At 41.4% G+C, this 25,581-nt stretch carries 26 protein-coding genes and 1 pseudogene; 11 read left to right on the top strand and 16 right to left on the bottom strand.

The window, feature by feature from the left end; translation table 11 throughout:
* Window positions 1-101: 101 nt before the first annotated feature.
* The 4 genes from CLV38_RS02280 to CLV38_RS02265 all read right to left on the bottom strand — a co-directional run bounded on the left by CLV38_RS02280 (window position 102) and on the right by CLV38_RS02265 (window position 5,519).
* On the bottom strand, window positions 102-1,250 hold the full coding sequence (locus CLV38_RS02280) for a mannitol-1-phosphate 5-dehydrogenase (RefSeq protein WP_106190981.1): 1,149 nt from the start codon (window positions 1,248-1,250) through the stop codon (window positions 102-104).
* Window positions 1,250-1,693 carry a PTS mannitol transporter subunit IIA gene (locus tag CLV38_RS02275; RefSeq protein WP_106190978.1) on the bottom strand — a complete coding sequence of 148 codons (444 nt, stop codon included), beginning with the start codon at window positions 1,691-1,693 and terminating at the stop codon, window positions 1,250-1,252. The genes CLV38_RS02280 and CLV38_RS02275 overlap by 1 nt, the downstream gene beginning before the upstream one ends.
* Before the next feature lie 14 nt (window positions 1,694-1,707).
* On the bottom strand, window positions 1,708-3,786 hold the full coding sequence (locus tag CLV38_RS02270; RefSeq protein WP_106190976.1) for a BglG family transcription antiterminator: 2,079 nt from the start codon (window positions 3,784-3,786) through the stop codon (window positions 1,708-1,710).
* Window positions 3,787-4,055: 269 nt separating this feature from the next.
* Complete coding sequence (locus CLV38_RS02265; protein WP_106190973.1) at window positions 4,056-5,519, bottom strand: PTS mannitol transporter subunit IIBC; 1,464 nt, start codon at window positions 5,517-5,519, stop codon at window positions 4,056-4,058.
* A 422-nt stretch (window positions 5,520-5,941) separates the two neighbouring features.
* Between CLV38_RS02265 and glmS the strand changes: the two genes are divergently transcribed.
* On the top strand, window positions 5,942-7,750 hold the full coding sequence (glmS, locus tag CLV38_RS02260; RefSeq protein WP_106190970.1) for a glutamine--fructose-6-phosphate transaminase (isomerizing): 1,809 nt from the start codon (window positions 5,942-5,944) through the stop codon (window positions 7,748-7,750).
* A gap of 185 nt (window positions 7,751-7,935) precedes the next feature.
* A complete protein-coding gene (locus tag CLV38_RS02255; RefSeq protein WP_106190968.1) occupies window positions 7,936-8,439 on the top strand; it encodes a hypothetical protein in 504 nt (167 codons plus the stop codon).
* Window positions 8,440-8,502: 63 nt separating this feature from the next.
* Here the strand turns inward: CLV38_RS02255 and CLV38_RS02250 are convergent, their stop codons facing one another.
* The 3 genes from CLV38_RS02250 to CLV38_RS02240 are packed head-to-tail and all read right to left on the bottom strand — an operon-like array spanning window position 8,503 to window position 10,387.
* A complete protein-coding gene (locus CLV38_RS02250; RefSeq protein WP_106190964.1) occupies window positions 8,503-9,270 on the bottom strand; it encodes an ABC transporter permease subunit in 768 nt (255 codons plus the stop codon).
* Window positions 9,267-10,184, bottom strand: a complete 918-nt coding sequence (locus CLV38_RS02245; RefSeq protein WP_106190962.1) for an ABC transporter ATP-binding protein — start codon at window positions 10,182-10,184, stop codon at window positions 9,267-9,269. Before CLV38_RS02245 ends, CLV38_RS02250 begins: the two co-directional genes overlap by 4 nt.
* Complete coding sequence (locus tag CLV38_RS02240; RefSeq protein ID WP_106190959.1) at window positions 10,184-10,387, bottom strand: PLD nuclease N-terminal domain-containing protein; 204 nt, start codon at window positions 10,385-10,387, stop codon at window positions 10,184-10,186. Before CLV38_RS02240 ends, CLV38_RS02245 begins: the two co-directional genes overlap by 1 nt.
* A 238-nt stretch (window positions 10,388-10,625) precedes the next feature.
* On the opposite strand from CLV38_RS02240, the gene CLV38_RS02235 reads away from it, so the two are divergent.
* Window positions 10,626-11,012: a DUF302 domain-containing protein gene (locus tag CLV38_RS02235; RefSeq protein WP_106190956.1), complete on the top strand. Its 387-nt coding sequence runs from the start codon at window positions 10,626-10,628 to the stop codon at window positions 11,010-11,012.
* Between the two features lie 425 nt (window positions 11,013-11,437).
* Here CLV38_RS02235 and CLV38_RS02230 read toward each other — a convergent pair whose 3' ends face one another.
* Window positions 11,438-12,274: an SMP-30/gluconolactonase/LRE family protein gene (locus CLV38_RS02230; RefSeq protein WP_106190954.1), complete on the bottom strand. Its 837-nt coding sequence runs from the start codon at window positions 12,272-12,274 to the stop codon at window positions 11,438-11,440.
* 177 nt (window positions 12,275-12,451) lie between these two features.
* Between CLV38_RS02230 and CLV38_RS02225 the strand changes: the two genes are divergently transcribed.
* A complete protein-coding gene (locus CLV38_RS02225) occupies window positions 12,452-12,886 on the top strand; it encodes a GNAT family N-acetyltransferase (protein WP_106190951.1) in 435 nt (144 codons plus the stop codon).
* Between the two features lie 101 nt (window positions 12,887-12,987).
* Here the strand turns inward: CLV38_RS02225 and CLV38_RS02220 are convergent.
* Window positions 12,988-13,791, bottom strand: a pseudogene (locus CLV38_RS02220) (aldo/keto reductase).
* 8 nt (window positions 13,792-13,799) lie between these two features.
* Window positions 13,800-13,922 carry a hypothetical protein gene (locus CLV38_RS14020; protein WP_281260032.1) on the bottom strand — a complete coding sequence of 41 codons (123 nt, stop codon included), beginning with the start codon at window positions 13,920-13,922 and terminating at the stop codon, window positions 13,800-13,802.
* 254 nt (window positions 13,923-14,176) lie between these two features.
* Between CLV38_RS14020 and CLV38_RS02215 the strand changes: the two genes are divergently transcribed.
* The 3 genes from CLV38_RS02215 (at window position 14,177) to CLV38_RS02205 (ending at window position 17,953) form a co-directional block, all read left to right on the top strand.
* Window positions 14,177-15,073 (top strand): glycine betaine ABC transporter substrate-binding protein, encoded by an 897-nt coding sequence (locus tag CLV38_RS02215; protein WP_106190948.1) that lies wholly within the window; start codon window positions 14,177-14,179, stop codon window positions 15,071-15,073.
* Window positions 15,074-15,503: 430 nt separating this feature from the next.
* On the top strand, window positions 15,504-16,943 hold the full coding sequence (gene nhaC, locus CLV38_RS02210; RefSeq protein WP_106190946.1) for a Na+/H+ antiporter NhaC: 1,440 nt from the start codon (window positions 15,504-15,506) through the stop codon (window positions 16,941-16,943).
* 131 nt (window positions 16,944-17,074) lie between these two features.
* Complete coding sequence (locus tag CLV38_RS02205; protein ID WP_106190943.1) at window positions 17,075-17,953, top strand: hypothetical protein; 879 nt, start codon at window positions 17,075-17,077, stop codon at window positions 17,951-17,953.
* Window positions 17,954-18,045: 92 nt separating this feature from the next.
* Here the strand turns inward: CLV38_RS02205 and CLV38_RS02200 are convergent, their stop codons facing one another.
* Window positions 18,046-19,038, bottom strand: coding sequence for an NAD(P)H-quinone oxidoreductase (locus tag CLV38_RS02200; RefSeq protein ID WP_106190941.1), 993 nt, complete (start codon window positions 19,036-19,038; stop codon window positions 18,046-18,048).
* A 298-nt stretch (window positions 19,039-19,336) separates the two neighbouring features.
* On the opposite strand from CLV38_RS02200, the gene CLV38_RS02195 reads away from it, so the two are divergent.
* Together CLV38_RS02195 and CLV38_RS02190 are read left to right on the top strand one after the other, a co-directional pair.
* Complete coding sequence (locus CLV38_RS02195) at window positions 19,337-20,263, top strand: ring-cleaving dioxygenase (protein WP_106190938.1); 927 nt, start codon at window positions 19,337-19,339, stop codon at window positions 20,261-20,263.
* Window positions 20,264-20,285: 22 nt separating this feature from the next.
* Complete coding sequence (locus tag CLV38_RS02190) at window positions 20,286-20,903, top strand: alpha/beta hydrolase (protein ID WP_106190935.1); 618 nt, start codon at window positions 20,286-20,288, stop codon at window positions 20,901-20,903.
* 21 nt (window positions 20,904-20,924) lie between these two features.
* On the opposite strand, the gene CLV38_RS02185 is transcribed toward CLV38_RS02190, so the two are convergent.
* The gene (locus tag CLV38_RS02185; protein ID WP_106190932.1) at window positions 20,925-21,668 is read right to left on the bottom strand and encodes a glucose 1-dehydrogenase; all 744 of its coding nucleotides are present in this window, start codon (window positions 21,666-21,668) and stop codon (window positions 20,925-20,927) included.
* 138 nt (window positions 21,669-21,806) lie between these two features.
* Window positions 21,807-22,022, bottom strand: a complete 216-nt coding sequence (locus CLV38_RS02180; protein WP_106190929.1) for a hypothetical protein — start codon at window positions 22,020-22,022, stop codon at window positions 21,807-21,809.
* Between the two features lie 169 nt (window positions 22,023-22,191).
* On the opposite strand from CLV38_RS02180, the gene CLV38_RS02175 reads away from it, so the two are divergent.
* Window positions 22,192-23,130, top strand: coding sequence for an ATP-grasp domain-containing protein (locus CLV38_RS02175; RefSeq protein WP_106190926.1), 939 nt, complete (start codon window positions 22,192-22,194; stop codon window positions 23,128-23,130).
* A 151-nt stretch (window positions 23,131-23,281) separates the two neighbouring features.
* Complete coding sequence (locus tag CLV38_RS14015) at window positions 23,282-23,407, top strand: hypothetical protein (protein ID WP_281260031.1); 126 nt, start codon at window positions 23,282-23,284, stop codon at window positions 23,405-23,407.
* Between the two features lie 29 nt (window positions 23,408-23,436).
* Here the strand turns inward: CLV38_RS14015 and CLV38_RS02170 are convergent, their stop codons facing one another.
* Genes CLV38_RS02170 through CLV38_RS02165 form a run of 3 tightly spaced genes read right to left on the bottom strand, consistent with a single transcriptional unit; the run spans window position 23,437 to window position 25,416 of the window.
* Window positions 23,437-24,390 carry a 2-hydroxyacid dehydrogenase gene (locus tag CLV38_RS02170; RefSeq protein WP_106190924.1) on the bottom strand — a complete coding sequence of 318 codons (954 nt, stop codon included), beginning with the start codon at window positions 24,388-24,390 and terminating at the stop codon, window positions 23,437-23,439.
* Between the two features lie 30 nt (window positions 24,391-24,420).
* Window positions 24,421-24,564 carry a hypothetical protein gene (locus tag CLV38_RS13920; protein WP_245920517.1) on the bottom strand — a complete coding sequence of 48 codons (144 nt, stop codon included), beginning with the start codon at window positions 24,562-24,564 and terminating at the stop codon, window positions 24,421-24,423.
* A gap of 21 nt (window positions 24,565-24,585) precedes the next feature.
* Window positions 24,586-25,416 (bottom strand): MsnO8 family LLM class oxidoreductase, encoded by an 831-nt coding sequence (locus CLV38_RS02165; protein ID WP_245920516.1) that lies wholly within the window; start codon window positions 25,414-25,416, stop codon window positions 24,586-24,588.
* Window positions 25,417-25,581 lie beyond the last annotated feature (165 nt).

Below are 25,581 nucleotides of genomic sequence, written 5' to 3'. Positions count from 1 at the left end.
TAAGAAGAAAAAGTGAAAATACGATTACTTCAATACTCCTATTTCTAAAATGTTGACATTAAAGTCCAGCCTGACTATTGTTCTAATCGTCATTAGAGGCTTTATTTAAAAGTATTATACGCTTCTGTAATTTTCTTCAGCAGTTTCTCATCAGTCAGTTTCGTAATATCTTTAATCACTTTATCAGCAGATTCCTCTTTAAGTCTTAATCTCAATTCAACGCTTTCTTCATCATTAATGTCATCATAAGCTAGTGCTTTACCAACAGTTGATACAAGTGAGTCTATTTTCAACCCTCTCTCGTCAGCTTCTCTAATTGGGCGAATAAATCGCTCATCATATCCCAGCTTGCGTATGGGTGTGCGGCCTACTCGAGTAATATCATCAGACAGCTTAACATTCTCAAAGCGAGAAATGATTTTACTGATATATTCTGAATGAACGTCTTTATCAAATCCCCATTTAGAGATTAAGAGTGCTCCTGTTTCTTCTAAAACACTTTTCACTTCAGTGTAAACTACTTCATCTTTTAATGCTTCATCGATTGTTTTATAGCCTGCATAAGCGCCGTTATAAGCAGTAGTGGCATGACCCGTATTTACTGTAAACAGTTTTCTTTCAATATAAGGTTCAAGATCATCTACATAATGAATTCCCTTTAACACTAAATCAGTATTTTTAAGTCCATCTTTACTAATAACCCACTCTTTATAAGGTTCTACTGTAACGCGCAGAATATCGTCGTGAGTCTGCATCGGCACGATTCTATCGACAGCAGCATCAGGAAACCCAATAAACTCTTCAAGATATGCAGCACTGTCAGACTCTTTCAAATGTTTCAGTACTTCTTCTTTTAAGAAACTGCTTCCGCCTATCATATTTTCGCAGGCAATGACATCAATAGAAGTAGTCAGTCCCAGTTCATTTCTTTTTTCAATCCCCTGGGCGATTAAAGGTGCGATAAAGGGTAAAATTTTGGGTCCGATTGCTGTAGTGACCAGATCAGCATCGACAATTGCATCGACCACTTTTTCCGGATCAACTTGATTATTTATACCATAGACATTATCTACTTTAACCTCTATTTCCTGCTCTGCAGCTTCTTCAATAGTATATTCTTTGCGGTCATTCAGCGCATCAATAATCGCGCTGTTTACATCCACAAAAGCCACTTTTGACTCATTTTTATTCAGTACTTCACCTATGAACCCTCGTCCAATATTTCCTGCTCCGAAATGAACTGTCAGCATCAAGATTCAATCCCTCCCAATAGGGTTAATATTTCTTCCTCTGATTTTGCATCCGCTAGTTTTGTTACGTTCTCAATTTCAGAACAGTACACCGCTATCTGTGAGAGGATTTCCAGGTGTTCATCTCCAGCGCCTGCGATTCCGATGACGACTGTTACAAGTTTTTCCTTATCATCTGTTCCAAAGTTTATACCATTTGGAACCTGAACTACGGATATACCAGACGTTTTTATAGCCGTTTTAGCTTCTTCCGTCCCATGAGGGATAGCAATAAAATTACCCATATAAGTTGATACTTTCGATTCGCGTTCCAGCATCGCTTCAACATAACTAGGATCAACATACTCTCCTTCAACCAGCAACCGTCCTGCTTCTCTAATGGCTTCTTCTTTATTTGCGAAAGATTTATTTAATACGATATTTTCTTTTTTTAGTATACTCATTTTCTAATCCTCTCCTATTTCATTTTACTTAAAAATAATCCGCTTAAGTATTGCTGGATCATTTCCTTTTCACCGGAGTCATACATTTTCATCTGAAAGTTATTCTCAACAATCGATGCACTGATGGCACCCATTATATCCTGTGTCTGCTCATCCATTGGTTCAGGTGCTAGTAAAAGCAGCACCCGATTTAATTTCATTACTTTCTTCTCCATATTAATTATCTCAAAATTATTGGTGATATCAAATATTCCGAAATATGGATGCTTTATAGAGTCATCTATACAATGAAACAATGCCATTCCTGTGTTCGGCAGTCCTATTGGGGCAGCTTCCATTCTATTTTCCAGTTTATTAGCTACCTTGTTTGGATTCTCAATCGTGGTTTCTGAAAGAGATTCACAAATCACCTGTAAGGTTTCCCTCAAAGATTTTTTTGATGGAACGGTAACAACATCAAAATTTTTCAGGATTCTATTTATATCAGTTACTTTAGAGTAAAATTCCTGAAAACTCACGTCATGTGCATCTTGTTTAAGACTGATTTTTTCAGTAGCGTACCGTTTCTTGATTTTAGTCTCAATTATTTGTTTGACATACCGTTTTATACTTTTTAGTTCATCTTCCATGAGTAGAGGTGTGACTACTTTATAATCTTCTTCAAACCCCTGAAGGAAAATGGTGGATAATATCAGATCATACTTGTCATAATTCATCTGATGAAGCTGAGAAATTCTAGAGATGTCCACACTTGTGATTTCAGATACATTTTTCCTTAAACGATTTTCCAGAATTTTTGCAGTTCCAATGCCGCTCGAGCAGATGATCAGTACTTTTAATGATTGAGACTTAGGGTTTCTCTCATAAGCAGAGGCGAAATGTATAACAACATAAAGTGTCTCATTAGAATGAAACTGATTGTCAGGAAATAACCGTTCAATGCCCTTACCAACTGTATGACTCAATTCTGTATACTCCTGATATATCTTCTCGAGAAGAGGGTTACTACTTTCAGGCATCGGTGCTTTATTCCTATGAACAGCCGCCGACAGGTGAGCAAGCAAATCCTGAAAAAGGGTCTGATCTTGCTGAAAATCTATGTTCGTTTCTTTAGATACTTGCCAGATTAATTCTCTAACTTTGTAACTTAACTCCAAATCATACTCTTCTGAAAATTCATTTCTAAGCGGCACGTTAAGCCCCTCTATTTGCACTGCGAAAAAAGCAACCTCTTCTTGCGGGAAGGAGTTAAAACTATAGTCTTTTTTCAATGTTTCCAAAAGCTCAGTTGACAGTTTGATACTCTTATCTCGACTGGTCTCTTTAGACCTCACACTTAGCTCTTCTTTTTGAATGTATCGTTTCTGTTTAATGCGTTCAATAGTAAGAGCCAAAAATAATACAAGACTTTGAAACTGAGTATCCGTTACTTCTTCAAACTGATAGCGATCATACTGTTTAACCGCTCTGAATGCGAGCTCAAGAGCTACTGGATCGATTATTTTCAAAAAAGGATTATGCGATTGTTTATAGCGTTCTTTATCCAGACGATAATCACGAGTGAATAAATGGAAAAAATTATATTCATTCACTTCACTTGTTATCAAACCACTCACTATAAGTCTCAGGTTAGGTTCTGGTGAACTGACTTTAATTCCAATCGCTTTTTTCCTGATTACTTTTATGTTATATTCTTCAAACATTTCTTCAATAGACTGTAAATCCAGCTGTATGGTCCCAATGCTTACATTTAAATCATATGCAAGTGATTCCATTTTCATCTCTCTATCTTCAAGTAACAGTCTGGTAACCAGTAGTCTCTGACGCTTCTTCGTTGTCAACTCTTCAGGAGACCCATTCATTTCAATTTTCAACTCATCAATAGACGCTTGTTTCCCTAAAAGATAATAGCCTTCTGCTTCTTTGTCGAGTTTGATTTGATATTGAGCCAAGGTACTTTCCAGACTTGAGAGTTCTCGATAAACAGTGCGGGTACTGACATCCAGCTTTTCACTAAGATAATCAATCGTCACTCCGTTTTTCTGATTTAAAAGTAAATTTAAGATTACTTTTTCCCGGTTAGAGATATACATATCTTTTACCTCTTTTCTAGCCAGAAATAATCTCACATTCCGTAAAATAATTCCAGCCCTGACCACTCTTTATTGTGTTTGATAGTTTCCACTATTTCTTTAAAACGCACAGAAAAGCAGGGAATAAATCCGCTGCCTTCCGTGTTAGTATTATTTTTATCCTATTGTAATCAAATGTCAAGAACCCATTCCTAGGGATAAGGACAAGCACCTATATTTAGTTGATACTCATTTACCTAATCGTATGAACAAATGAGTTTAGTAATGTCTTACTGATTCTTAATTCTAGCAATAATTTCATCGTATTTTGGACTGCCCAGGAAATTGTCAACTGATACATGAACTGCGCTAGGTGTGCGTTGTGCTGCACGTTCTGTTAATTCTTCCTGTGTGATAACTAACAAGCCTTCTTCGTCTTGTAAGTTATTTATTGAAGAATTAGTAACGTTAATATCCAAATTAGCTTCTTTGACTTTTTTCTTCATAAGAGAAGCACCCATTGCAGATGAACCCATTCCTGCGTCACAGGCAAAAATAATTCTGTTGACATGAGCTGTATCTACGGCATCTACACCTTTAGAAACAGTCGTAGTACCAGCAGTAGCTGTGGCTGCATTTCCAGCTGTCACTCCACTTTTAGACTGTGCTTTGTTAGCTTTTGATTGTGCAACTGCTGCTTCAAGAGCATCTTCTTCGTCACCTTTACGGTCGAGTTTAAGTACCAGAGCACCGACTGCAAACGCTGCTGCTGCTGATAACAATACACTCATGATAACCGCAAAATAGGCTCCTGGTGCTGTCATACCTAATACAGCAATGATTGATCCTGGTGAAGCTGGTGCACGTAATGCTCCGCCTAAAATAACGTTAGTCAATGTACCCGTTACCCCACCTGCAATAACTGCGAAGAACATCATTGGTTTCATCAAGACATATGGGAAGTAAATTTCGTGAATGCCTCCCACGAAGTGAATAATTGTTGCACCAAATGAAGATGATTTAGCTGCTCCTTTACCAAATACCATATAAGCCGCTAATACGCCAAGTCCTGGTCCAGGATTTGCTTCAAGCAAGTAAATAATTGACCGTCCCGTTTCAGCTGTCTGCTGAGCGCCAAGTGGTGTGAAGATTCCATGGTTGATTGCGTTATTTAAGAACAAGATTTTAGCAGGTTCAATGAATACATTTGCTAATGGAAGAACCCCTGCGTTAATGATCCATTCTACTCCTGTAGCCATTACTTCATTCAAAGCTGAAAAAACTGGTCCGATTGCCAAGAAAGCTAGAATAGCTAAAACAAATCCAATAATCCCACTTGAAAAGTTGTTGACTAACATTTCGAAACCAGTTGGGATTTTGTCTCCGAAAGCATCATCGAATTTTTTGATAAGAAAACCACCAAGTGGCCCTATTCCCATTGCTGCAAGAATCATCGGTGCTTCCGGTGCACCCTGAATGACGCCTAGTGTACCAATTACCCCGACTACTGCTCCACGCTGACCGTATACCATGCTACCCCCTTGATAAGCGATTAAAATCGGAATCAGGTACGTAATCATTGGGCCTACCATTTCTGCCAGATTTTCATTCGGTAAAAATCCATCTGGAATAAATAATGCTGTAATAATACCCCATGCGATCAATGCTCCGATGTTCGGCATTACCATTCCACTTAAATATGATCCTAATCTTTGGATAGCAGATCTGCTACCTTTCCCTTGTGCTTGCTGCAATACTATTCCTCCTTAGTAATGTGTTCTCAACCTGTAAAATGAGGTGAGATAAGATATGTTATAATTTAGTGCTAACCCCAGTGTAAGCGCTATTCATAAAATAATCTATCTATTCTAATAACAACTTTGTCACTGGAAAAATGACAAAGTTGTTATTAATCTGATGGGGTACTTCTTGACTATGACTAATGACAGATAGTACTGCTAATCCATTTGCTTACTGACCATGCTGTCTTCATTCAGATAAAGAAACAGCCTTCACAAAATTAACTATACCAATTTTAAAAAACTTTCACATTTTGATTGACTTATCCAATTAATGGGGTTATTATACTGTTGAACCTCAAATAATTTAGTCCATAAAACGAGTATACCAATTATGATAATGGTATAAAATTAAAATACGAAAGCAGGAAATTATAATGTGTGGAATTGTTGGATATATCGGGAACAAAGATGCGAAAGAGATTTTGTTAAGCGGATTAGACACTTTGGAATATAGAGGATATGACTCAGCAGGTATTTATATCACTGATGAAAATGCAACCGGCCATCTATTTAAAGAAAAAGGACGTATAGCTTCTCTTAGAGAAAAAGTTGATCAATCGGTCACTGCCTTTTCTGGAATTGGCCATACACGTTGGGCTACTCACGGTATTCCCAGTGTAGAAAACGCTCACCCCCATCAATCAACTAGCAACCGGTTCACTGTTGTACATAATGGTGTGATTGAAAACTTTGAAGAAGTGCGTGATGCATATCTGTCTGACGATACATTTTACAGTGACACTGATACGGAAGTCATTGTTAAATTGATTTCCTGGTTCGCTGAATCTGAAGGTTTAGACACAATCGATGCGTTTAAAAAAGCAGTCGTTACACTTAAAGGTTCATACGCTTTAGCATTAGTTGACAACACTCAACCGGATACTATCTTTGCTGCGAAAAATAAATCCCCATTGCTATTGGGTACAGGAGAAGGCTTCAACGTTATTTCTTCTGATGCTATGGCGATGATCAGAGAAACAAATCAGTTTATCGAATTGATGGATGGAGAAGTTGCCACTTTGACAGCTGGTACTATTAAAATTGAAGATCTGGCTGGTACAGTTATCGAAAGAGAGCCTTATACTGCTGAAATCGATGCGAACGATTTAGGAAAAGGAACTTACCCTTACTACATGATCAAGGAAATTGATGAACAACCTGCCGTTATGAGAAAGCTGGTTCAACAGTATCAGAATGATGAAGGACAACTGGAAATTAACGAAGACATTATTTCTGAAATAAAAGAGAGCGATCGTGTTTATATTATTGCCTGCGGAACAAGTTATAATGCTGGATGGGCTGGAAAACAGCTGATTGAACGCATTGCAGGTATTCATACTGAAGTGCATTTATCGAGTGAATTTGCATACAACACTCCGTTATTAACTGAAAACCCATTCTTCATTTTCTTGTCTCAATCAGGAGAAACTGCAGACAGCCGACAAGTACTCGTCCAAGTAAACCAGGCCGGATACCCGTCACTGACTCTTACAAACGTTTCAGGTTCTACATTATCTCGTGAAGCTAAATATACACTCCTGCTTCATGCTGGTCCCGAAATTGCGGTTGCTTCAACCAAAGCTTACACTGCACAGATTGCTGTACTAGCTATTTTGTCTGAATGTATCGCTAATTCAAAAGGATTTGAGTCATTTATTGATGTAGCTCATGAACTAAGTATAATTGCCAATGCAATAGAAACAGTCATTGATGATCATGAGATATTTGACCACCTGTCTGTAACTCATTTAAGCTCTAGTAAAAATGCTTTCTATATCGGCCGTGGAATAGACTATTATGTGGTAATGGAAGCAGCACTGAAACTTAAAGAAGTATCCTACGTTCAGGCAGAAGGCTGGGCATCCGGAGAACTGAAACATGGAACGATTGCCTTAATAGAAGACAATACGCCTGTTATCTCTATAATCACAGATGAAGTAACTGGACCACATACACGTGGTAATGCTCATGAAGTAGTATCACGAGGAGCACACAGTATGATCATCTCAATGGAAGGCCTCGATCGTAAAGGAGACGCATACGTCCTTCCGAAGGTACATGATTTGATGACGCCGCTTATCAGTGTGATTCCAACTCAGCTTATCGCTTATTACACAGCTCTTCACCGTGGAAATGATGTCGACAAGCCAAGAAACTTAGCTAAATCCGTTACCGTTGAATAAATCCCTTTACTTCACTGTTCAATTTACTAGTGGGGCGTTGATTACCTTTTAAACAGGCGTGCTGGATGGCAACCCCATTCAGTACGCCTGTTCTTTTGGTGCACGAGTGAAGCGGCTGAAAGTTGACTCTCTTTTAAACTTTGCGTATTCTGAAAGAGACAGGAAAATTGGAAAGGAGCTTATCAATGGGATTATTTGATTTTTTTAAAGGCCAAAAGAATGAAGAGACGCATAATGACCCCGTCACCAACGAAAAGAGTGACCAGATTACAATTCAGTATGAAACTAAATTGACTGCTCGCGAGCTGAAAGCTGATAAAACCCAGATTACTGAAATCGTTGACAAGATGGTTGAAGAAGACCCCTTCAAACACTACTACAAAGGGAAAACACTTGAGGATATGACGCCACTTGCCCAGCGTTTGTATAAGTATGAAGCCATTACGACGGTTAACGTTGATTTTCATACAAAAGAGAAGGACCGTATCCTAGTTGTAGTTGAAGGGAAACCGGTGGGGTTCATTCCTGAAGATAAGGCAAGAACCATTCAGGAAAACCAGTCCCGTTTTCTATTGACAGCTTTTGTATACGTTACTGGCGGTCCCTATATAGAATACGATAAAGAACAGGACAAACCGGTTGCCGGTGAGTCCCCACTCGGGCTCGATATATTTATCCAGTTCACATAAATTCATAATGCATAAAAACTGACCTGCCTATCAGACATTATCTGAATAGGCAGGTCAGTTTTTCTACTGTAATGCTTTTCGTTTAAAAACGATACCGCCCACGATGCTAAACACTACGATCAGCAGGACCGTGATGATTAGTCCGCGATCAAATGCAGCATCTGAGCTGAGTGTCATCAACACTTCAATATTACGTGTACTTAACTGGAGTGGGCTCCATCTTTCGATAACAGGGAAAATGTTACCCATAAACAGCAAGGCGACGCTCCCGCCCACTACCAATAAAGGGGCAAATGTGCTCTTGAACAAGACTCCCGATACCATCAGCAAACTGATGAGCAGCAGGCCAAACAGATAGAAACTCCCCGCTGAAAGCAGCAGACCTTCTGTCGTTCCATTCGGAAAATAAAAAGCGGTGTAGCCTAAAGTAATCAGAAAACTGAACCAGTATAAAACTGTCCAGCTCAGCGCCAGTACGCTCAGCTTAGCTCCGTATATAGTGAGGCGGGGCAGACCTTTTGTCACCATATGCACCAATGTCCCCTTTTCATACTCTTTGGACATCACCGAACTGAAGACTAGTACAAAAGCTACAAGTGCAATCTGACTGATATTCGAATAAAACTGCAGCCATGAATCAACATAGGTTGGTTCTCCAACTATAATAGTGATATTCTCATCCATTACATTTTCCAAAAGTTCCGGCAGAAACTTCGCACTCAAAGGACTCAGTAAGCCAACAATGGCGAACACAATACCTAAAATAAAAAACTTATAGTTCCTCATATTTTCTTTCAGTTCTTTACTGACAAATGCGCTATAGCCCCTCATCTGATCGCCTCCAAAAAGACTTCTTCCATTGTCGCTTCTTTTCTCTCTACTTTTACCGGCACGACTTTAAGACGATTCATATTGTCAAGAAGAGCAGCCATTGCTGCTTTTGCATCAGCTGCAGAGCCTTCAACTGAGGATGTCGTCCTCACAACAGCTTTAAGTGTTTTATCTGTGATTAGGGATTCATACAGCATATCAGCATCTTCTTCTGATTCAAACAGGACACTCCACTTTTCAGAAGACATTTCTGCTTTCAGCTGCTTTACCGTTCCCTGTTTCACAATTCTGCCGTCATTCAAAATAGCCACTTCATCACAAATAGCTTCAACATCACTTAAAATGTGTGTTGAGAAAATAACAGTCGTCTGTTCTTTAACTTTCTGAAGAACGGATAACAGCTGTTGTCTGCCAATCGGGTCGAGTGCTGAAGTCGGTTCATCACAGATCAGTAGAAGCGGTTCATTGATCAGCGCCTGCGCAATGCCTAACCGCTGTTTCATTCCCCGTGAGTAATGTTTGATTCTTTTTTTATTGTCTTCCAGTCCCACCATTTCAAGCAGCTCCAGAACTTTTTTTCGGCCTCGCTTCTTCTCTAATCCGCTGATTTCCACACACAGTTCCATGTATTCACGTGCTGTCAGAAACGAATAAAACTCAGGAACATCCGGAAGATATCCTATATGCTGATTCGTTTTCGTATCCCCATATTGAACAACTTCTCCATTGATGCGGACATCTCCCTCATCCGCTTTAAGCAACCCAAGTGCGATGGTCATCGTTGTCGTTTTGCCTGCGCCATTTTTTCCGATGAACCCATAGACTGAGCCTTTTTCAACTGAAAACGTGACGTCTTCCAGAACCAGTTGAGTTCCGAATGTTTTCTTCAATTGGCTGATCTCGAGTACGGCCATTAGTCTTCTTTCCTTCCAAAAATAAGGTAAATGATGGGGCCGATGATATTGATGAAAACAATCACTAAGGCCCAGATGATCTTATCATTTTTTTCGATCTGGTCATTTTTTATTAGATGTAAAATAGCAGTCACCAGTAAAATAAGCTGAAGAATGAGTAAAGGGATAATAATGGGCAGGTATTCCATAAAATTGAGCGACATGTGTTCTCCTCCTTTAACAACTGTTTAGATAGTATAAGTTAACCATGTTTTTCACAAAATAACTAGGGTCTTAAGACCTATTCTGTCACTATTTTATTCTTTATTCTGTCGTAATCTTCAAGGGCCTAGTCTGGTGAGCACCTCAGACTAGGAGGTATTTAGGCAAATTGATTGAAATATAAGTGTATGAGGAACACAATGAACAAGTAAGTTAACACTTATTTAGGAGGAATACGAAATGAACTATGCTTATGAAGAAAAAAGCGCGTACGCATTCGAGGAAACCCTGACCAGATTGAAAAATGCTGTCAAAGAGCAGTCGTTCGGTATCTTATATGAAGTCAATCTTAAAAAGAAAATCAATGGAAAAGGACTCGATTTTGAACCTAATTTTACTGTGATGGACGTCTGCAGTCCGCAAATCGCCAAAGATGTACTGGACGAACAGATTGAAGCAGGATACTTCCTGCCTTGCAAAGTCGTAGTGTATGAAAAAGATGATGCAGTCTATGCCGGTTTATTGAAACCAACAGTCCTGATTGAGATGGTCAATAACGATTCTCTGAAAGAATCAGCTGAAAAAGTCGAAGAGATTCTGATTAAAGCCGTCAAAGAAGCCGTCTGATCGAATGAGTTGAATGAAAGAGGCTGAAGCTCCTATATCAAGGGAGTTTCAGCCTCTTTCTGTTCTAATTGATGAGTAAAATCGTCTTGAGGTGATTTTAACCTGCAGCTCAGACTTAGTTTTGATATGGGACGCCTCTATTCTCTTCTTTAGTTGCAGCTGAGCAGAATTCCACTCTCAGTTGAATCTAAAGAGACTGACTAAATTCAACTCAGATCGGACGGTACTCCGACTTGAGGATAGCTCGGCTATTGCACGCAGCTCATCTCTGCTCCACTTTTCAGTTCCACTTAGACCTTATGACTAAACTCAACTCAGATCGATTCCTTTTTCAGTCGAGTCTAAACTCACTTTAACCTCAAACTGGACAGCACCCTCATTGTGAGTTCCGCCATTAAAACAAATTTCTCCTTCGATTACACCGTTTACCTCAATTTGACTCTGAACAAGCCGCCCGATAACGGTTCTCCGTCTTTTTTAGCTGTGGTGATGTATAAGTATTCCAGATGTTCACCCCCAAGACAGCAGGACGTGACATTAGTTGCGGGCATCTTGATCTCCAGCTCTTTAGATCCCGTTTCCGGATTCCACTTGCAGACTTTACTGCCGCCATATTCAGCGACCCAGAGCTTGCCGTCTACATCAACGCACATACCGTCAGGAGAACTGTCATCCGTTATTTCAACGACGACTTTTTCATCAGACAGCGTCTTCGTATCACCGTCATAAGTAAACTGTCTCACTTTTTTGGTCGGGGTATCGATATGATAGATGGACTGTTCATCTTCAGTCCAGCCTATGCCATTTGCAATCGTCAGTCCGGTCAGCAGTTCTTTTGTTTCCTGCCTATCAATGACAAACAGCTTGGCTGCGCCATCTATGATTTCCGGATCACCCATCGTCCCGATCAGAAAATGGCCGTTCGGCAGCAGCTTACCGTCGTTGTAACGCATACGATCATCTGTATTGGGATGGGCTACAAAAGTCCGTTTTTTCGTCTCAGGATTAATACGGTAAATCCCACTTTTTTCTGCAGACAGCAGCATCCCCTCATTGTCTAATACAGCTGCGCCCACTGGTCCGTCTGTTTGGTAAGTAATGACTTCTGTGGTTTTCGGATTGATTCGGTAGATAATCTCATCTGGAATTGAGACACAATACATGAGCTGGTGAACACTGTCCCAGACGGGACCTTCCAGCAGTGCACTTCCAGCATAAAAAACCAGTTCAGGTTCATACATTTCTTTGTCATTTTCTTTCATGGCTAACTTCCTTTCATCTGTTACTATATAGCTTAACTATACATTACTGCCGATTTTTTTATCTAGTAAATCCACTCCAAAAAGCTATTGGATGAATGGCTTTCAGAATTCTCTCTTTATACATGAGGCTTAGCGCGGTATGATTAATCTGAAATCAAATACTACAGAGGTGACTATATGACTCAAAACAACCCTATTATAACGTACAAGGCAAATACGCCTATAGACTACGATGAACTCAATCTTTTATATGAGAGTGTTGAATGGACTGGTTACACGGATTTTCCAGACAAAATGAGAAAGCTGCTGGAAGGCTCTTCTTTTTACATTAGCGCCTGGCACACTAATCTTCTTGTCGGCCTTATCCGGGCTGTAGGGGATGAGGTATCGATCCTTTACATTCAGGACCTTCTGATCCGCCCTGACTACCAGCGAATGGGCATCGGTCGTCAACTGATGGAGGGCATGCTGAAGCAGCACACTCATATCAGACAGATCGTTTTGATGACTGACGATACTGAAAAAACAGCGGCCTTTTACCGGACTTTCAATTTTCAGACTACACAGGAAATGGGCGGTCTGGCTTTCACAAAAACGAATATGAATCGTTAACAAAACCGTTCTCAGTCAGATTTCCTACTCGACTGAGGACGTTTTTTTTCAACTGGCAGTTACGAACTGATTACTTAAATAGTGCTTTCGAGAGATTTCATTCACCAAGGAAAATGTTTTCCTTGAATCTCTTCTATCCACATAACCCTCAAAGCGTGTCTGATATCGTCTGAAAGTTTCTCATTTGAGGCTGAAAGATTCTGGTTTAACTGATGACTATTGCGTGCTCCCGGAATGATGGTCGACACTTCCGAAAAAGATAAAATATACTGAAGCGAAGCCTTGACCATCGAAGCATCAGGACCAATCAGTTCCTGTACTTTATTGACCAGGTAATATCGCTGCCGGATATCATCTCTGGACCATCTTTTTCTGACGCCTGAGAATGTGCTGTTCTCATCGTATTTCCCTGTCAGCCACCCCGAATCCAACGGGACTTTGACAATAAGTCCAATCCCCATGTCATGGGCTTTCCGCATGGCTTCAAGTGGCTCCTGATACAAGACATTGAACATCACTTCGATGACATCACTGTCAGTATGATTCACTATCTGTTGCACCTCACGACCTGTATCGAAAGAAGCGCCATAAGCTCTGATTTTTCCCTGCTGCTTTAATTTTCTCAACATTTCCAGCTGAGGAGACTGGTCATTTAGACAGTCAAAAGGAGGATTATGCAGAATCAGACTATCCAGGTAATCTGTATTGAGACGCTTTAGACTACCCTCAACTGACTTGATAAGCTTCTCTGGTTCAAAACTTTGAACATCATCTGCGCTGTGGCCGCATTTACTACTGATGACGACCTAATCTCTTTTGCCTTTCAGCGCTCTGCCGAGAAGCGTTTCACTTTTCCCCAGACCGTAATTGGGAGCTGTATCAAACAGGTTACAGCCTTTATCCATAGCCTCATTCACCAAGTCAACTGCCTCTTTATCTGACATCTCCCCCAGTCTTTATCATTCCCTAACTGCCATGCTCCAAATCCGATTTCAGAAACAGCTAGTCCAGTTTTTCCTAATACACGCTTTTCCATATAATTTTTCACTTCTCAGATAGTTTATCAGTAGTTTTAATGGTACCGTTTTATTTACTGTTAAATCAATTATACTGTTTTTTTCGTCAGTACACATTTTTCAACAACTAACTGTTCATCAAGAGCAGCTGAAGTACCTTTCAGCTGCTGATCGGCTTTTGCAGTAAAGAAAAATGTATGATACGGTTATATATGACGCTAAAAATCATGAAATTTTCATGAACTATTATTTTACCTATGGAGGAGATCTATTTATGAAGAAAGCAACACCTTTAAAACTTGTATCATTAGCATCAGTATCCCTGTTGATGGCCGCATGTGGAGATGACACTGCTCAGAATGGCGACGAAGCTGATTTGGGAGAACAGTTAAACTTTACTATCACAGGCATCGAACCTGGTGCGGGCATTACTGAGACATCTGAACGTGCTCTTGAAGAATATGAGAATCTGCAAGGCTGGGAGCTGGAAACAAGTTCTACCGCCGGCATGATGGGACAGATCGAATCAGCAATCAGCAACGAAGAACCAATTGTCGTAACTGGATGGACACCTCACTTCAAATTTGAAATGTACGATCTGAAATTCCTGGAAGATCCGGAAGGTGTTTACGGAGACAGTGAGTATGTACACACTATGTCCCGTATCGGTTTTGAAGAAGACCTGCCAGAAGCCTACGCTATATTAGATAATTTTTCCTGGGAAGTAGAGGATATGCAGGGAATCATGCTGGAAGCACAGGATATAGAGTTTGAAGAAGCAGCATCCAACTGGATCGAAGACAATCGCGATACTGTCGACAGCTGGACAGAAGGTGTGGCTGAGGTAGATGGTCAGTCCATCGAAATCGGGTCTTTCCCATGGGATTCCGAACGCGCCTCAGCTCAAGTCATGCTTCAGGTCTTGGAAGAACACGGGTTTGACGTCACACTGACTAATGTCAATCCATCTATCCTCTTTCAGGCATTAGCTCAGGGCGAAGTAGACGCAACTGTGGCTCCATGGCTCCCAACGACTCAAGGCGCGTTCTTCGAAGAATATGGTGAGAATATTGTCGATATGGGACCGAACATGGAAGGAACTGTTATCGGAATCGTTGTACCGGAATATATGGACATCGACTCGATCGAAGATCTTCCGGCAAACGAGTAAAGTAACTATTACAACTAGCTGTTTAGAGGTTGGTATAAACAATTAAGCTGATCGTTGAACTAGAAAAAGCGGAGTAGGATGGTACAACAGTACAGACCTACTCCGCTTTTTTCTGTCTTATAGTCCTTATTGGCTTCTTCTTTCACTGTAACGCGTTTCAATACTCCTTGGCGGTAAAAGTGAAATCGTAAAAAGAGTAAAGCTTTTCAGCTAGTGAAAGAACTTCACATACAAACCCTTGATGTGTTATTCAATCCTCTTTTTTCTTGATTGATCAGTAGGCAAACACGATTTAGTCAGAAAAGCCCCGGTTGGATACGTTTACTTAACCCTAAGACACATTCTGTTCCCCTAAACCCTTGGAATAGCTTCTCATTTATGTAATGATTATAGTTGTAGGTTAAAACTAAAAAAACGAAGGAGTTTTATTTTGACAAACGAAGACACTAGAAAACCGAGTTTTTTATTCGCTTTAACTATTTTACTTAGTATTGTATCCATCATATCAGTAGGGATCCTTTTATTTGATGCCCCTATTCAGATCTTGATGTTTATAGGGATGTTTATTCTTATCCCCTTCATGATGAAATTGGGTTACAGCTACACTAAGATACAGGACGTTATGTTTAAATCAATGGGACAGTCACTTGAATCTGTTCTGATATTGATCAATGTCGGTATACTGATTGGGACCTGGATCGCTTCAGGTACTGTCCCTGCCCTTGTTTATTACGGGATCAATCTGATATCCCCCCGTTTCTTTTTATTAACGACCTTACTGTTCACTTCAATAGTCGCTACAACGACCGGAACATCCTGGGGGGCGATCGGGACTGCCGGAGTAGCCATGATGGGTGTCGGTGAAACGATTGGTATCCCGTCAGGCATAACAGCCGGTGCTATTCTCAGTGGAGCTTACTTTGGAGATAAAATGTCTCCTCTGTCAGATACGACGAACTTGACACCAACTGTCACAGGTGCAACGTTGTTCGGCCACATCAAACATATGATGTATACAGCCGTTCCCTCTTTCATTATTACCGCTATTCTGTTCACTGTGATCGGACTGCAGTATAGCGTAGACAACATTGATTCAGCTCACGTCAATACACTGCTGGCTCAACTGTCTGGCAATTTCACTATCAATTTTATCACGCTGACTCCAATTCTATTGCTGATCGGACTCATGCTATTAAGAAAACCAGCTGTCGTTTCGATCTTTTCAGCAGCAATGTATGGTGGTCTTTTGGCAGTCATTTATCAGGGATATAGCGTTTCGGCTGTGTTCAACATCATGTATGAAGGCTATACAGCTGACTCAGGCAATCAGACAGTCAATGAATTACTCCAGCGTGGTGGATTAACGAGTATGCTTCCGCTGATCGTTCTTTTCCTTTTTGCATTAGGACTTGGTGGAATGCTTGCAGAATCCGGTGTGCTTGAAGCGATCATCAATTCATTTGCACATAAAATACAAACTAACTTTCAGCTGACACTGGTCACGATTATTTTTGGTTACTTTACGCTAGCTATTGGTGGTGCTATTTATTTCTCTGCTGTCATGACGGGTACGATCATGAAGCCACTGTATGACCGAATGAATCTCAAACCTGAAAATCTGTCCAGAACGATCGAAGCCACATCTACACTATCGGGGACACTCTTCCCATGGGTCGGTGCCGGAATGTTTGCAACGAGTACGCTCGGCATACCCGTCAGTGCATATCTGCCGTATACGTTCCTGGCATTTATTACGCCCATCATTACACTGATATATGCTGCTACCGGCTTTACTATGACAGAAAAAACAGCTGTCACTAAGCAGAAAAAACAGAAAGTCTCCGGGAAGGCTCATTTATCCAACGTTTAACTAAATCAGGTACAGTATCAGTCGGGATCACTCTCGGCTGATTTTTTTTAAATACAACTGATTCCGTCTCTAGACCCATTCAATAAACGGTCACTTATGCTACACTTATTCTTATAGAGGAGGTTAACCAAATGACCCATACATATGACCAACTTCAGCTGAAATGCGATCAGCTGATCAGAAAACAGCACAGTGCCAAAGAACGCCTGATGTCCAATGAAGCTGATTATCATCAGGCTCAGCATTTTTTCGAAAAAGAGAATGCTGATGTGGAGAAACTGGAAAAACAGTCCCTCTCGTCTTTTCTTTACAACCTGGTCGGTACTTACGACCGGAAACTGGACAAAGAGAAACGGGAACGCGTCGACGCCAAAGTCTACCTTGATCGGACAGCTGCATTATTTCTGGAATCACGCGAAGAGTTTAGTCAGCTTACAGAAGAAATCAATCGCATAAAGGAAGAGCTTATTGAACTTAAACGTCACCTGGTTGAGACTGATCCAGCCTTCCATGACAAGATATCCGTAGAAAAACAGAGACGTTTTAAATGGATAGAAGAAATTCGGGAAATCGATGAAGCGCTGGAAGCCGGTAAAAGTGTCCTGCGTGCAATTGATGCCGCTCTGGAAAAGCTGGACTCTGCCGATTCAATGGCTACCTGGGACTTGTTTACTGACAGTATGCTGATCGATTTCGTTAAGTATAATCACATCGATAAAGCTGAGCAAGAACTGGCCTTTCTGGAAGCATTGATCGACCGCTACCGCAAAGAATTGAAGGACGTTGATCTTGAAGCTGTTTTAGATTACGAGCAGCTTGGTAATATGCGCCGATTTTTTGATGTCTTCTTCGACAACATTTTCTCGGATTGGGATACAAAAGATACCATCAACCGTAATATGAACATGCTGGAAGACCTGTATGATGAAGTGAAAGCCATTCAAAAAAAATTGAACAGACGCAAAGCAGAACTGAACAGGCAAATCACAGACTCCAAGTTGTACTACTAAAGACTAAAACACATGCAGGACCGTCAACTGAGACAGTTCTGTATGTGTTTTTAGGTACAGCTTTTCTTAAGATGTGACCCCTCTCTGTTATATTAAACAGACTCTTCTTCGATGGACAAAATGATTTTTCCTATATTTTCATTTTCCTCCATTTGCCTATGCGCTTCCGGCAGATTTTTAAATGGAATCACTGAGTGAATGACCGGCTTAAGTTTTCCTTCATTGAAAAGAGGCAGCGCCCTTTTTGAAAACTCATGGGTCAATCTGGCTTTATAGTCATCACTTCTAGGGGTCAGTACCGTCCCTTTCAACGACAGTCGTTTCATCATCAGTTGACCAATCGATAAGGAGTCTATCTTAGCTCCTCCTAACGTACCGATCAATACCCATCTAGCATCCAGTGCACAACTTGCCAGATTCATATCCCAGTAGGAGGCTCCGACAAAATCCAGAATCACATCAACGCCTCTTCCTTCTGTCTGATCCTGCACAACTTGGTCAAAGGAGTCTTTCTTATAATTGACAACTGCAGAAGCACCGAGTGATTTTGCCCTATCCAGTTTTTCGGACTGTCCTGCTGTCGCAATGACCGTTGCATTACTGAGCTGACGAGCCAGCTGGATGGCAGCAGTTCCGACACCGCTTCCCGCTGCATGAATCAGGACAGTCTCTTTATCCTTCAATTCACCCAGCCAGTAAAGGGTCTGGTAAGCTGTCAGGAACACTTCTGGTATCGCCGCAGCTTCTTCAAAGGACAGGTTGTCGGGTATGACTATCGCCCGGTCTGCCGGCATCGAAACGAATTCAGCGTAGCCCCCGTGATTGACCAGTCCAGCCACACGAGTACCTTCAGACAGGTGAGGGCTATTAGAGTGATTATCCACTACAATTCCGCTGACTTCAACGCCTAAAATAGGGTAAGGTGCTTTAAGGTTTGTATTCTGCCTGGTCAAGGTATCTGTGCGGTTAATACCCGCTGCTTTTACTTTGATGCGGATCTCACCTTCTCGAACTGCGGGCATCTCTTTTTCTTTCATTTGAAGCTCTTCTCTGCCCCCAGGTTTTCTGATGGTCCATGCTTTCATCCTGATCTCCCTCTTAACGTTTTATTTTATCGTTCTTCCAGTATAAAGCCAAACGCCTATATTTTGAAACAATTCAGTTTTACTTGTCCAAATTTACTTTTGACTAATTTTTTTTCATTTAGTAACGATACTTCCCATTTGTTTCTTTAGCCCTGACTGCTTTCCTGACCTGTTCTCAAAAACAGAAGCGCCTGTTCTAATATTGACACTCCCTATGTATAAAAGGTATACTATTTGTATCATATCTCGAATTCGTATTAATATCGGGTAATTGCAGCAAAAAGGGAGAAGAATGTTTATGAAAAAAACGTTGGGTATTCATCACATCACATCTATTGTCGGCCATCCACAGGAGAACATTGATTTCTACGCTGGCGTACTGGGCTTGCGTCTGGTAAAAAAAACAGTCAATTTTGACGATCCGCAAACCTACCACTTATACTTTGGTAATAAGGATGCACTGCCGGGAACGATTATCACCTTTTTCCCCTGGGCAAACGCAAAAAAAGGACAGATTGGAAGTGGCCAAGTCGGTGTGACGACGTATGCCATTCCACCAGAAAGTATGAGCTTCTGGGAAAAACGCCTCACCGATAAAGCGGTCGATTTCGTTAAAACTATGCGCTTCGATGAAGAGGTTCTTCAATTCGAGGATGTACACGGACTGAAACTTGAGCTGGTTGAACGTGAAGCAGGCCCACTCAATTCCTGGTCAAATGACATCTCTGAAACAGTCGCTGTCAAAGGATTCGGCGGAGCAGTATTATACTCTCACGATCCAGAGGCGACAATTAGAACACTGACGGAGACGATGGGTCTAGCTAAGTGGAAGGAAGAAAATGGCGTCGTTAGACTGCACGGAGAAGGCGCCCTGGGCAATCTGATCGATATCCCTCTTGAAACGGCTCAGCCGGGCGAAATGGGTGTTGGTACAGTGCATCACATTGCCTGGCGTGCTGAAGATGAAAAGGACCATGCTGACTGGCAAGCTCATGTGGCAAAACATGGATATAACGTAACTGAAATCAAAGACAGACAATACTTTAAAGCTCTTTATTTCCGAGAAAAGGGGAAAATACTATTCGAAATCGCTTCGGATACCCCAGGCTTTACAGTCGATGAATCATTTGATCAAATGGGAACCGCATTAAAATTACCGGAACAGTATGAACAGCACAGAGACAGTCTTGAACGTGTCCTGCACCCGATCGTACTACCAAACTGACTAACCAAAGGAGAGCTATACTATGAACCATCTATTTAAAGAAGGATCTGATTTAAACAATACAACCTTGCTGCTGCTTCATGGAACAGGCGGAACTGAGCGAGATCTCCTTCCCCTAGCTGATGTAATAGATCCCGAGGCAAACGTCTTAAGTGTGCTGGGCAATATCAATGAAAACGGTATGGCTCGGTATTTCAAGCGTTTAGCTGCTGGTGTATTTGATGAAGAAGATCTGAAATTCAGAACGAAAGAACTAAATGATTACATTGACGAAGCTGCAAAGGAATATGGCTTCAACCGCGATAAAGTTGTGGCAGTCGGGTATTCTAATGGCGCAAATATAGCAGGTAGTCTGCTGTTTCATTTTAAAGACGCATTGGCTGGTGCTATTCTTCATCACCCAATGGTCCCATTGAGAGGACTGAATTTACCTGACTTGAAAGACACACCAGTATTTATTGGGGCTGGAACAAATGATCCGATCTGTCCTCCTGAAGAATCAACAGAACTTGAAACTCTTTTAAAAGGAGCTGGATCTGACGTCACCCTTCACTGGGAGAATCACGGTCACCAGCTTTCCTCGACAGAAGTACAAGCTGCATCAAAATGGTATACTGCACAAAAAAATCGCCTGAATTAACAGGCGATTTTTTTTATGCCCTTACATGACCTGTATCAGTCCACCATCTGCGACAAATTCTGTTCCTGTCGAATAACTGGATTCATCTGAAGCCAGATAGAGAACCAGATTGGTGATTTCTTCGGGTTCTGCGATTCGTTTCAATGGAATATCTTTTGCCATTTCCTGCACCATTTCTTTAATGCCTTCCTGCTCGGTCATTGGTGTGCGAATGACTCCGGGATGAACTGAATTCACTCGAATACCAAATTCAGCAAATTCTGCTGCTGCCGCTTTAGTCATCCCTCTGACAGCGAATTTAGAGGCCGTATAGGCAAGGTTGGCTGTCCCACCGACCATTCCTGCAACAGACGAAATATTGACGATCGATCCGTTTTCTGCTTTCTTCATTGATGGGAGGACATATTTCATTCCAAGAAATACGCCATCCTGATTGATGGCAATTGTTTGTCTGTATTCTTCAAGAGACGTTTCTGCAATACTGTTTTGTTTAACGATTCCTGCGTTATTGACTAAAATGCTGACAGGACCGAATGCTTCTTCTGACTTATTGACTAGGCTTTCCCAGCTGGATTCATCCGTCACATCGAACGCCACAAATAGCGCATTCTCACCCAAATCATCTGCGACTTTCTGCCCATTGGAAGATTCAAGGTCTGCTACGACCACCTTAGCCCCTTCCCTAATAAAAAACTCACCATGTTTGGTTCCCATTCCGCCTGCGCCACCTGTAATGATTGCCACTTTTCCGTCTAAACGACCCATATCGACAGCTCCTTTACAGTATTTTGCTTCTTACTTAAACCTAACAGGTCTGTTTTTTAAATACAAGTGTAAAGGCTTACAAACTCACCCATTCCCTTATTCTAGTTTCTATATGCTGTTAACACAGTCAGACCCGGCTCAATCTTCCTCTTTTGTCTCTCTTTTACGGTTGTACCTTTCCTGCTTTACCGCTGCTGATATGTAATGATAGCTAAATCCCACAATCCCCACCAGCAATCCAACATAACTTACTTGCATAAGGAATTCCCCAAAAGCTGTGTTTAGTAGCGTGTGAAATATAAACGTGATACCTGAGTAACTGATTCCTATGACCATAAATACTTTTTTACTCATTCAAATGCCCTCTTACTTCTATTGAACCTATCTTATCAGGCCTTTCAAACCTAGTAAAATAAATACCACAAATGACTAATTTACTTTAACGGGCATTAACCACTTGCAAAAAGTAAGTATTTTAAAGATAATGGATAGTGAGTTTAAACTAGACTAAAGGAGCTTTTATATGAGTAAAGTCATTATTTTACATGAAAATATGGACTGGACGAAACATTTAATCAAACGGCTAGAAGAGTTAGACGTCCCATATGAGGAATGGGATTTATCGGACGGGATTCTGGATATTCAAGACTTGCCTGAAGACGGTATCTACTATAACCGAATGAGTGCCTCTTCTCATACCAGAGGTCACCGCTATGCACCGGAGCTGACTGATCAGGTTCTAACATGGCTTGAACAGAAAGGTGCCCGCGTCATCAACGGGACAGGAGCGATCGAATTGGAAGTCAGTAAACTGAAACAGTACCTGGCTCTCCAGGCTGACGGGATCAAGACCCCTAAAACGATCGGAGCTGTCGGTGCAGAAAACATCATCAAAGCTGCCGAGAAACTGAATGAGTTTCCCTTTATCATCAAGCACAACCGTGCCGGTAAAGGATTAGGCGTTCGTCTTCTTTACACACTCGATGAACTGAAAGACTATGTGAACGGACCGGAATTCGAAGACTCGATCGACGGGCTCAGTCTAATCCAGCAGTACATTAAATCTGAAGATGGCCATATCGTGCGTTCTGAATTTATCGGTGGCGAGTACTTTTACGCGGTCAAAGTCGATTCCAGTGAAGGATTTGAACTCTGCCCGGCTGACGCCTGCCAAATCGGTCCGGACGGTGAGATGATAACTGAAGAAAGCAAATTCAAGATCATCGACCGGCTTCCTGAAGACCAGATCAGTCGCTATCTGACATTCATGAAACATCAGAACATTGATGTTGCTGCACTGGAGTTCATCATTGACGAAAAAGGCGAGGTCTACACCTATGACGTTAATACGAACACCAACTATAACGAGGACGCCGAAAAAGAAGCAGGCCAGTTTGCGATGCTTGAATTAGCTAAGTATTTAAAAGCAGAACTTAAAAAAATTGCAAAAGTAAACGTATAGTCACACTTTAAGGATGATATCAGGTAAACGTCAGGAGTTTCTCAGTGTAGACTGTTAACTTCTTACGTTTACATTTTTTCTAAAGAAGCAAAGGCCTATTTAAAGTCAACTCCTGCAGATTACCAGTTAATCTGCAGGAGTTTTCGATAATATGTCGTTAACTGCTTTAATTCAACATCATTTTCCGACCAGCATCACTCTTTATTTTATTCAAGAGGGGGCATTTTATCAGTTTCCTGATAAAATGGTCTGCATTCCGGTCGTTATCAACAATTAATCCCCTCGAGTTCTCTCGAGGGGATTTTTCTACTCTATTATATTTTCAGGATGACCTTTTAGATAAGCAACTGTATTGGTGAAGGCTATTTTAGCCCTTGCAACCATTGCTTCGTCCGTCAGATAAGCGACGTGTGGTGTAAGGATTGCATTCTTCGCTTCAAGAAGGGGGTAGTCTGCCGGTATTGGTGGCTCCATATCAAATACATCAATACCTGCACCGGCGATTTTTCCATCGTTCAGCAATCGTGCCAGCGCGTCATTATCAATGATCGGGCCTCTCGCACAATTGATCAGAACAGCCGAGTCTTTCAGTTTACTCAACTTATCAGCTGACAGAAAGCCTCTAGTCTCCTCATTTAATGGCAGATGAACCGAGACGATATCACTTTTAGACAATACGTCATCCAGTGAGTGATAGGTCAGACCGAGTTCTTTAGCTTCTTCTTTTTCAGTCCGGTTATACCCGATCAGTTCGGTACCAAAGGATTTGAACAGCTCTGCTGTCTTCAGTCCGATGTTTCCTGTTCCGATGATTCCGACAGTTTTTCCTCTGATCTCTCTGCCCTGAATCATGCCAGGAAATTCACTTAAACGGACATCCCTGTTGCCTTTTGAAATCGAGCGGTAGACATCGAGTGTCAGTCCAATCACTAGTTCCGCGACTGACTGATCGGAATAACCCGACGCATTTGCAATTTTAATGCCTTTTTCTCTGGCAGCTTCTCTCCCAACATGATCAATACCTGTAAAAGCGACGTTTATCAGCTTCGTGCGTTCCAGTTTCAAAACGACCTCTTTCGGATACGGGTTGTTGCCGATCATCACGATGTCAGCCTCTTTGCTTCTGTCGTAGAGTTCTTCTGGATCTGTTGTCTTTTCATCATAGTAGACAAATTCGTGCCCCATCTCTTTGATTGGCTGGGCTAATTCAAAAATCAATTCTTTCGGCACTCTCAAAGGTTCAATCAGTGAAACGTTCATTTAAACATCTTCCTTTCAACTTACAGATAATTATAGTAATTCTTTAGCTAATAATTCATAGGTTTTAAGCCTTTGAGCCTGCGTATGTGCGATACTGCAGATCATTGCCTCATGAAATCCGTAGACTTCCTGATCCTGTCTTAACTTATCCGCCACTTCTTTAGCGGTTCCCACTAAATGAATTTCACGGTTAGTCTATATAGCCTGCCTTTCGTCATCACTCAGTGGGTAATCTTCAGCTTCTTCGGGCGTCATCAGCGGTTCCATACGTCCCTGGTTTAATCTGATACGAGCGATATCCTGAGGCTTCGCCTGGAATTCTGCTTCTTCGGTCGTTTCAGCAACAGTCACTAGATACGCAACACTGATATCAGGTTCAGCCATAAATTCAGATGGGACAAAACTGCTTCTATATAAGTCGAACAGCTCTTTGCGCATAGCCCCTAACATGAAAAATTGCGCAAACGAATACCCCATTCCCATTCTGCCAGCCTGTATGGCACTATCCCCACTTGATCCCAAAAGCCATGCTTCTGGAAGTGTGACGTTTTCTGGAGAGGCTATAGTGTATCTGTATAACGAGTTGTCTGGAATGGTATTTTTTATCAAATCCAAGGCTACCTCCAGATTATCATACAGTTGATCGAAATTAGGTTTATTCCCTTGGGACAGAGCGTATATTGACCGCTGATCTCCTCCAGGTGCCCGTCCGACACCATAATCGATGCGTCCAGGAGCAAGTGCGCTAAGTGTCTTGAAGACTTCAGCCATTTTCAATGGAGAATAATGCATCATCATGGTACCGCCAGTCCCTAGTCTAATCCGACACGTTCTGGCCGCTAAATACGCTAGTATAATTTCAGGAGCAGAGCTGGCAAACGAATCACTTCCATGATGTTCTGCCATCCACATGCGAGAATACCCCAGTTCTTCTGCTACTTCAGCTAATTCTACGGCTTTTTCAATTGCGCTTTGAGGCGTACTGCCACTTGTTATGGGCGCCTGATCTAATACACTTAATCTCACTTTACATCCACCTTCCACATAATCGTAACTCTACTATACCATTTTACTAACTTTTAGAAAGTGAAAAAGCATTAATTTACTTTTCATGGTTTTTTTCGGCTTTCATTTAAACACTGAAAATGGTATTGAATCGGCTTACATCATCGCTCATTCGAAACAAATGCA

Source organism: Alkalibacterium olivapovliticus (genome assembly GCF_003003275.1).
Lineage (GTDB): Bacteria > Bacillota > Bacilli > Lactobacillales > Carnobacteriaceae_A > Alkalibacterium > Alkalibacterium olivapovliticum.
This window is presented reverse-complemented; position numbering and strand designations above follow the sequence as displayed.

Excerpts from the sequence above, each read along its gene's own strand:
- CLV38_RS02275 (WP_106190978.1), bottom strand. The coding sequence starts at position 1,693 with ATGAGTATACTAAAAAAAGAAAATATCGTATTAAATAAATCTTTCGCA.
- CLV38_RS02175 (WP_106190926.1), top strand. The coding sequence starts at position 22,192 with ATGAGTAAAGTCATTATTTTACATGAAAATATGGACTGGACGAAACAT.
- CLV38_RS02270 (WP_106190976.1), bottom strand. The coding sequence starts at position 3,786 with ATGTATATCTCTAACCGGGAAAAAGTAATCTTAAATTTACTTTTAAAT.
- CLV38_RS02245 (WP_106190962.1), bottom strand. The coding sequence starts at position 10,184 with ATGGCCGTACTCGAGATCAGCCAATTGAAGAAAACATTCGGAACTCAA.
- CLV38_RS02180 (WP_106190929.1), bottom strand. The coding sequence starts at position 22,022 with ATGAGTAAAAAAGTATTTATGGTCATAGGAATCAGTTACTCAGGTATC.
- CLV38_RS02225 (WP_106190951.1), top strand. The coding sequence starts at position 12,452 with ATGACTCAAAACAACCCTATTATAACGTACAAGGCAAATACGCCTATA.
- CLV38_RS02195 (WP_106190938.1), top strand. The coding sequence starts at position 19,337 with ATGAAAAAAACGTTGGGTATTCATCACATCACATCTATTGTCGGCCAT.
- CLV38_RS02250 (WP_106190964.1), bottom strand. The coding sequence starts at position 9,270 with ATGAGGGGCTATAGCGCATTTGTCAGTAAAGAACTGAAAGAAAATATG.
- CLV38_RS02200 (WP_106190941.1), bottom strand. The coding sequence starts at position 19,038 with ATGAAAGCATGGACCATCAGAAAACCTGGGGGCAGAGAAGAGCTTCAA.
- CLV38_RS02255 (WP_106190968.1), top strand. The coding sequence starts at position 7,936 with ATGGGATTATTTGATTTTTTTAAAGGCCAAAAGAATGAAGAGACGCAT.
- glmS (WP_106190970.1), top strand. The coding sequence starts at position 5,942 with ATGTGTGGAATTGTTGGATATATCGGGAACAAAGATGCGAAAGAGATT.
- CLV38_RS02215 (WP_106190948.1), top strand. The coding sequence starts at position 14,177 with ATGAAGAAAGCAACACCTTTAAAACTTGTATCATTAGCATCAGTATCC.
- CLV38_RS02235 (WP_106190956.1), top strand. The coding sequence starts at position 10,626 with ATGAACTATGCTTATGAAGAAAAAAGCGCGTACGCATTCGAGGAAACC.
- CLV38_RS14015 (WP_281260031.1), top strand. The coding sequence starts at position 23,282 with ATGTCGTTAACTGCTTTAATTCAACATCATTTTCCGACCAGCATCACT.
- CLV38_RS02170 (WP_106190924.1), bottom strand. The coding sequence starts at position 24,390 with ATGAACGTTTCACTGATTGAACCTTTGAGAGTGCCGAAAGAATTGATT.
- CLV38_RS02185 (WP_106190932.1), bottom strand. The coding sequence starts at position 21,668 with ATGGGTCGTTTAGACGGAAAAGTGGCAATCATTACAGGTGGCGCAGGC.
- CLV38_RS02240 (WP_106190959.1), bottom strand. The coding sequence starts at position 10,387 with ATGTCGCTCAATTTTATGGAATACCTGCCCATTATTATCCCTTTACTC.
- CLV38_RS02190 (WP_106190935.1), top strand. The coding sequence starts at position 20,286 with ATGAACCATCTATTTAAAGAAGGATCTGATTTAAACAATACAACCTTG.
- CLV38_RS02230 (WP_106190954.1), bottom strand. The coding sequence starts at position 12,274 with ATGAAAGAAAATGACAAAGAAATGTATGAACCTGAACTGGTTTTTTAT.
- CLV38_RS02205 (WP_106190943.1), top strand. The coding sequence starts at position 17,075 with ATGACCCATACATATGACCAACTTCAGCTGAAATGCGATCAGCTGATC.
- CLV38_RS02280 (WP_106190981.1), bottom strand. The coding sequence starts at position 1,250 with ATGCTGACAGTTCATTTCGGAGCAGGAAATATTGGACGAGGGTTCATA.
- CLV38_RS14020 (WP_281260032.1), bottom strand. The coding sequence starts at position 13,922 with ATGGAAAAGCGTGTATTAGGAAAAACTGGACTAGCTGTTTCTGAAATC.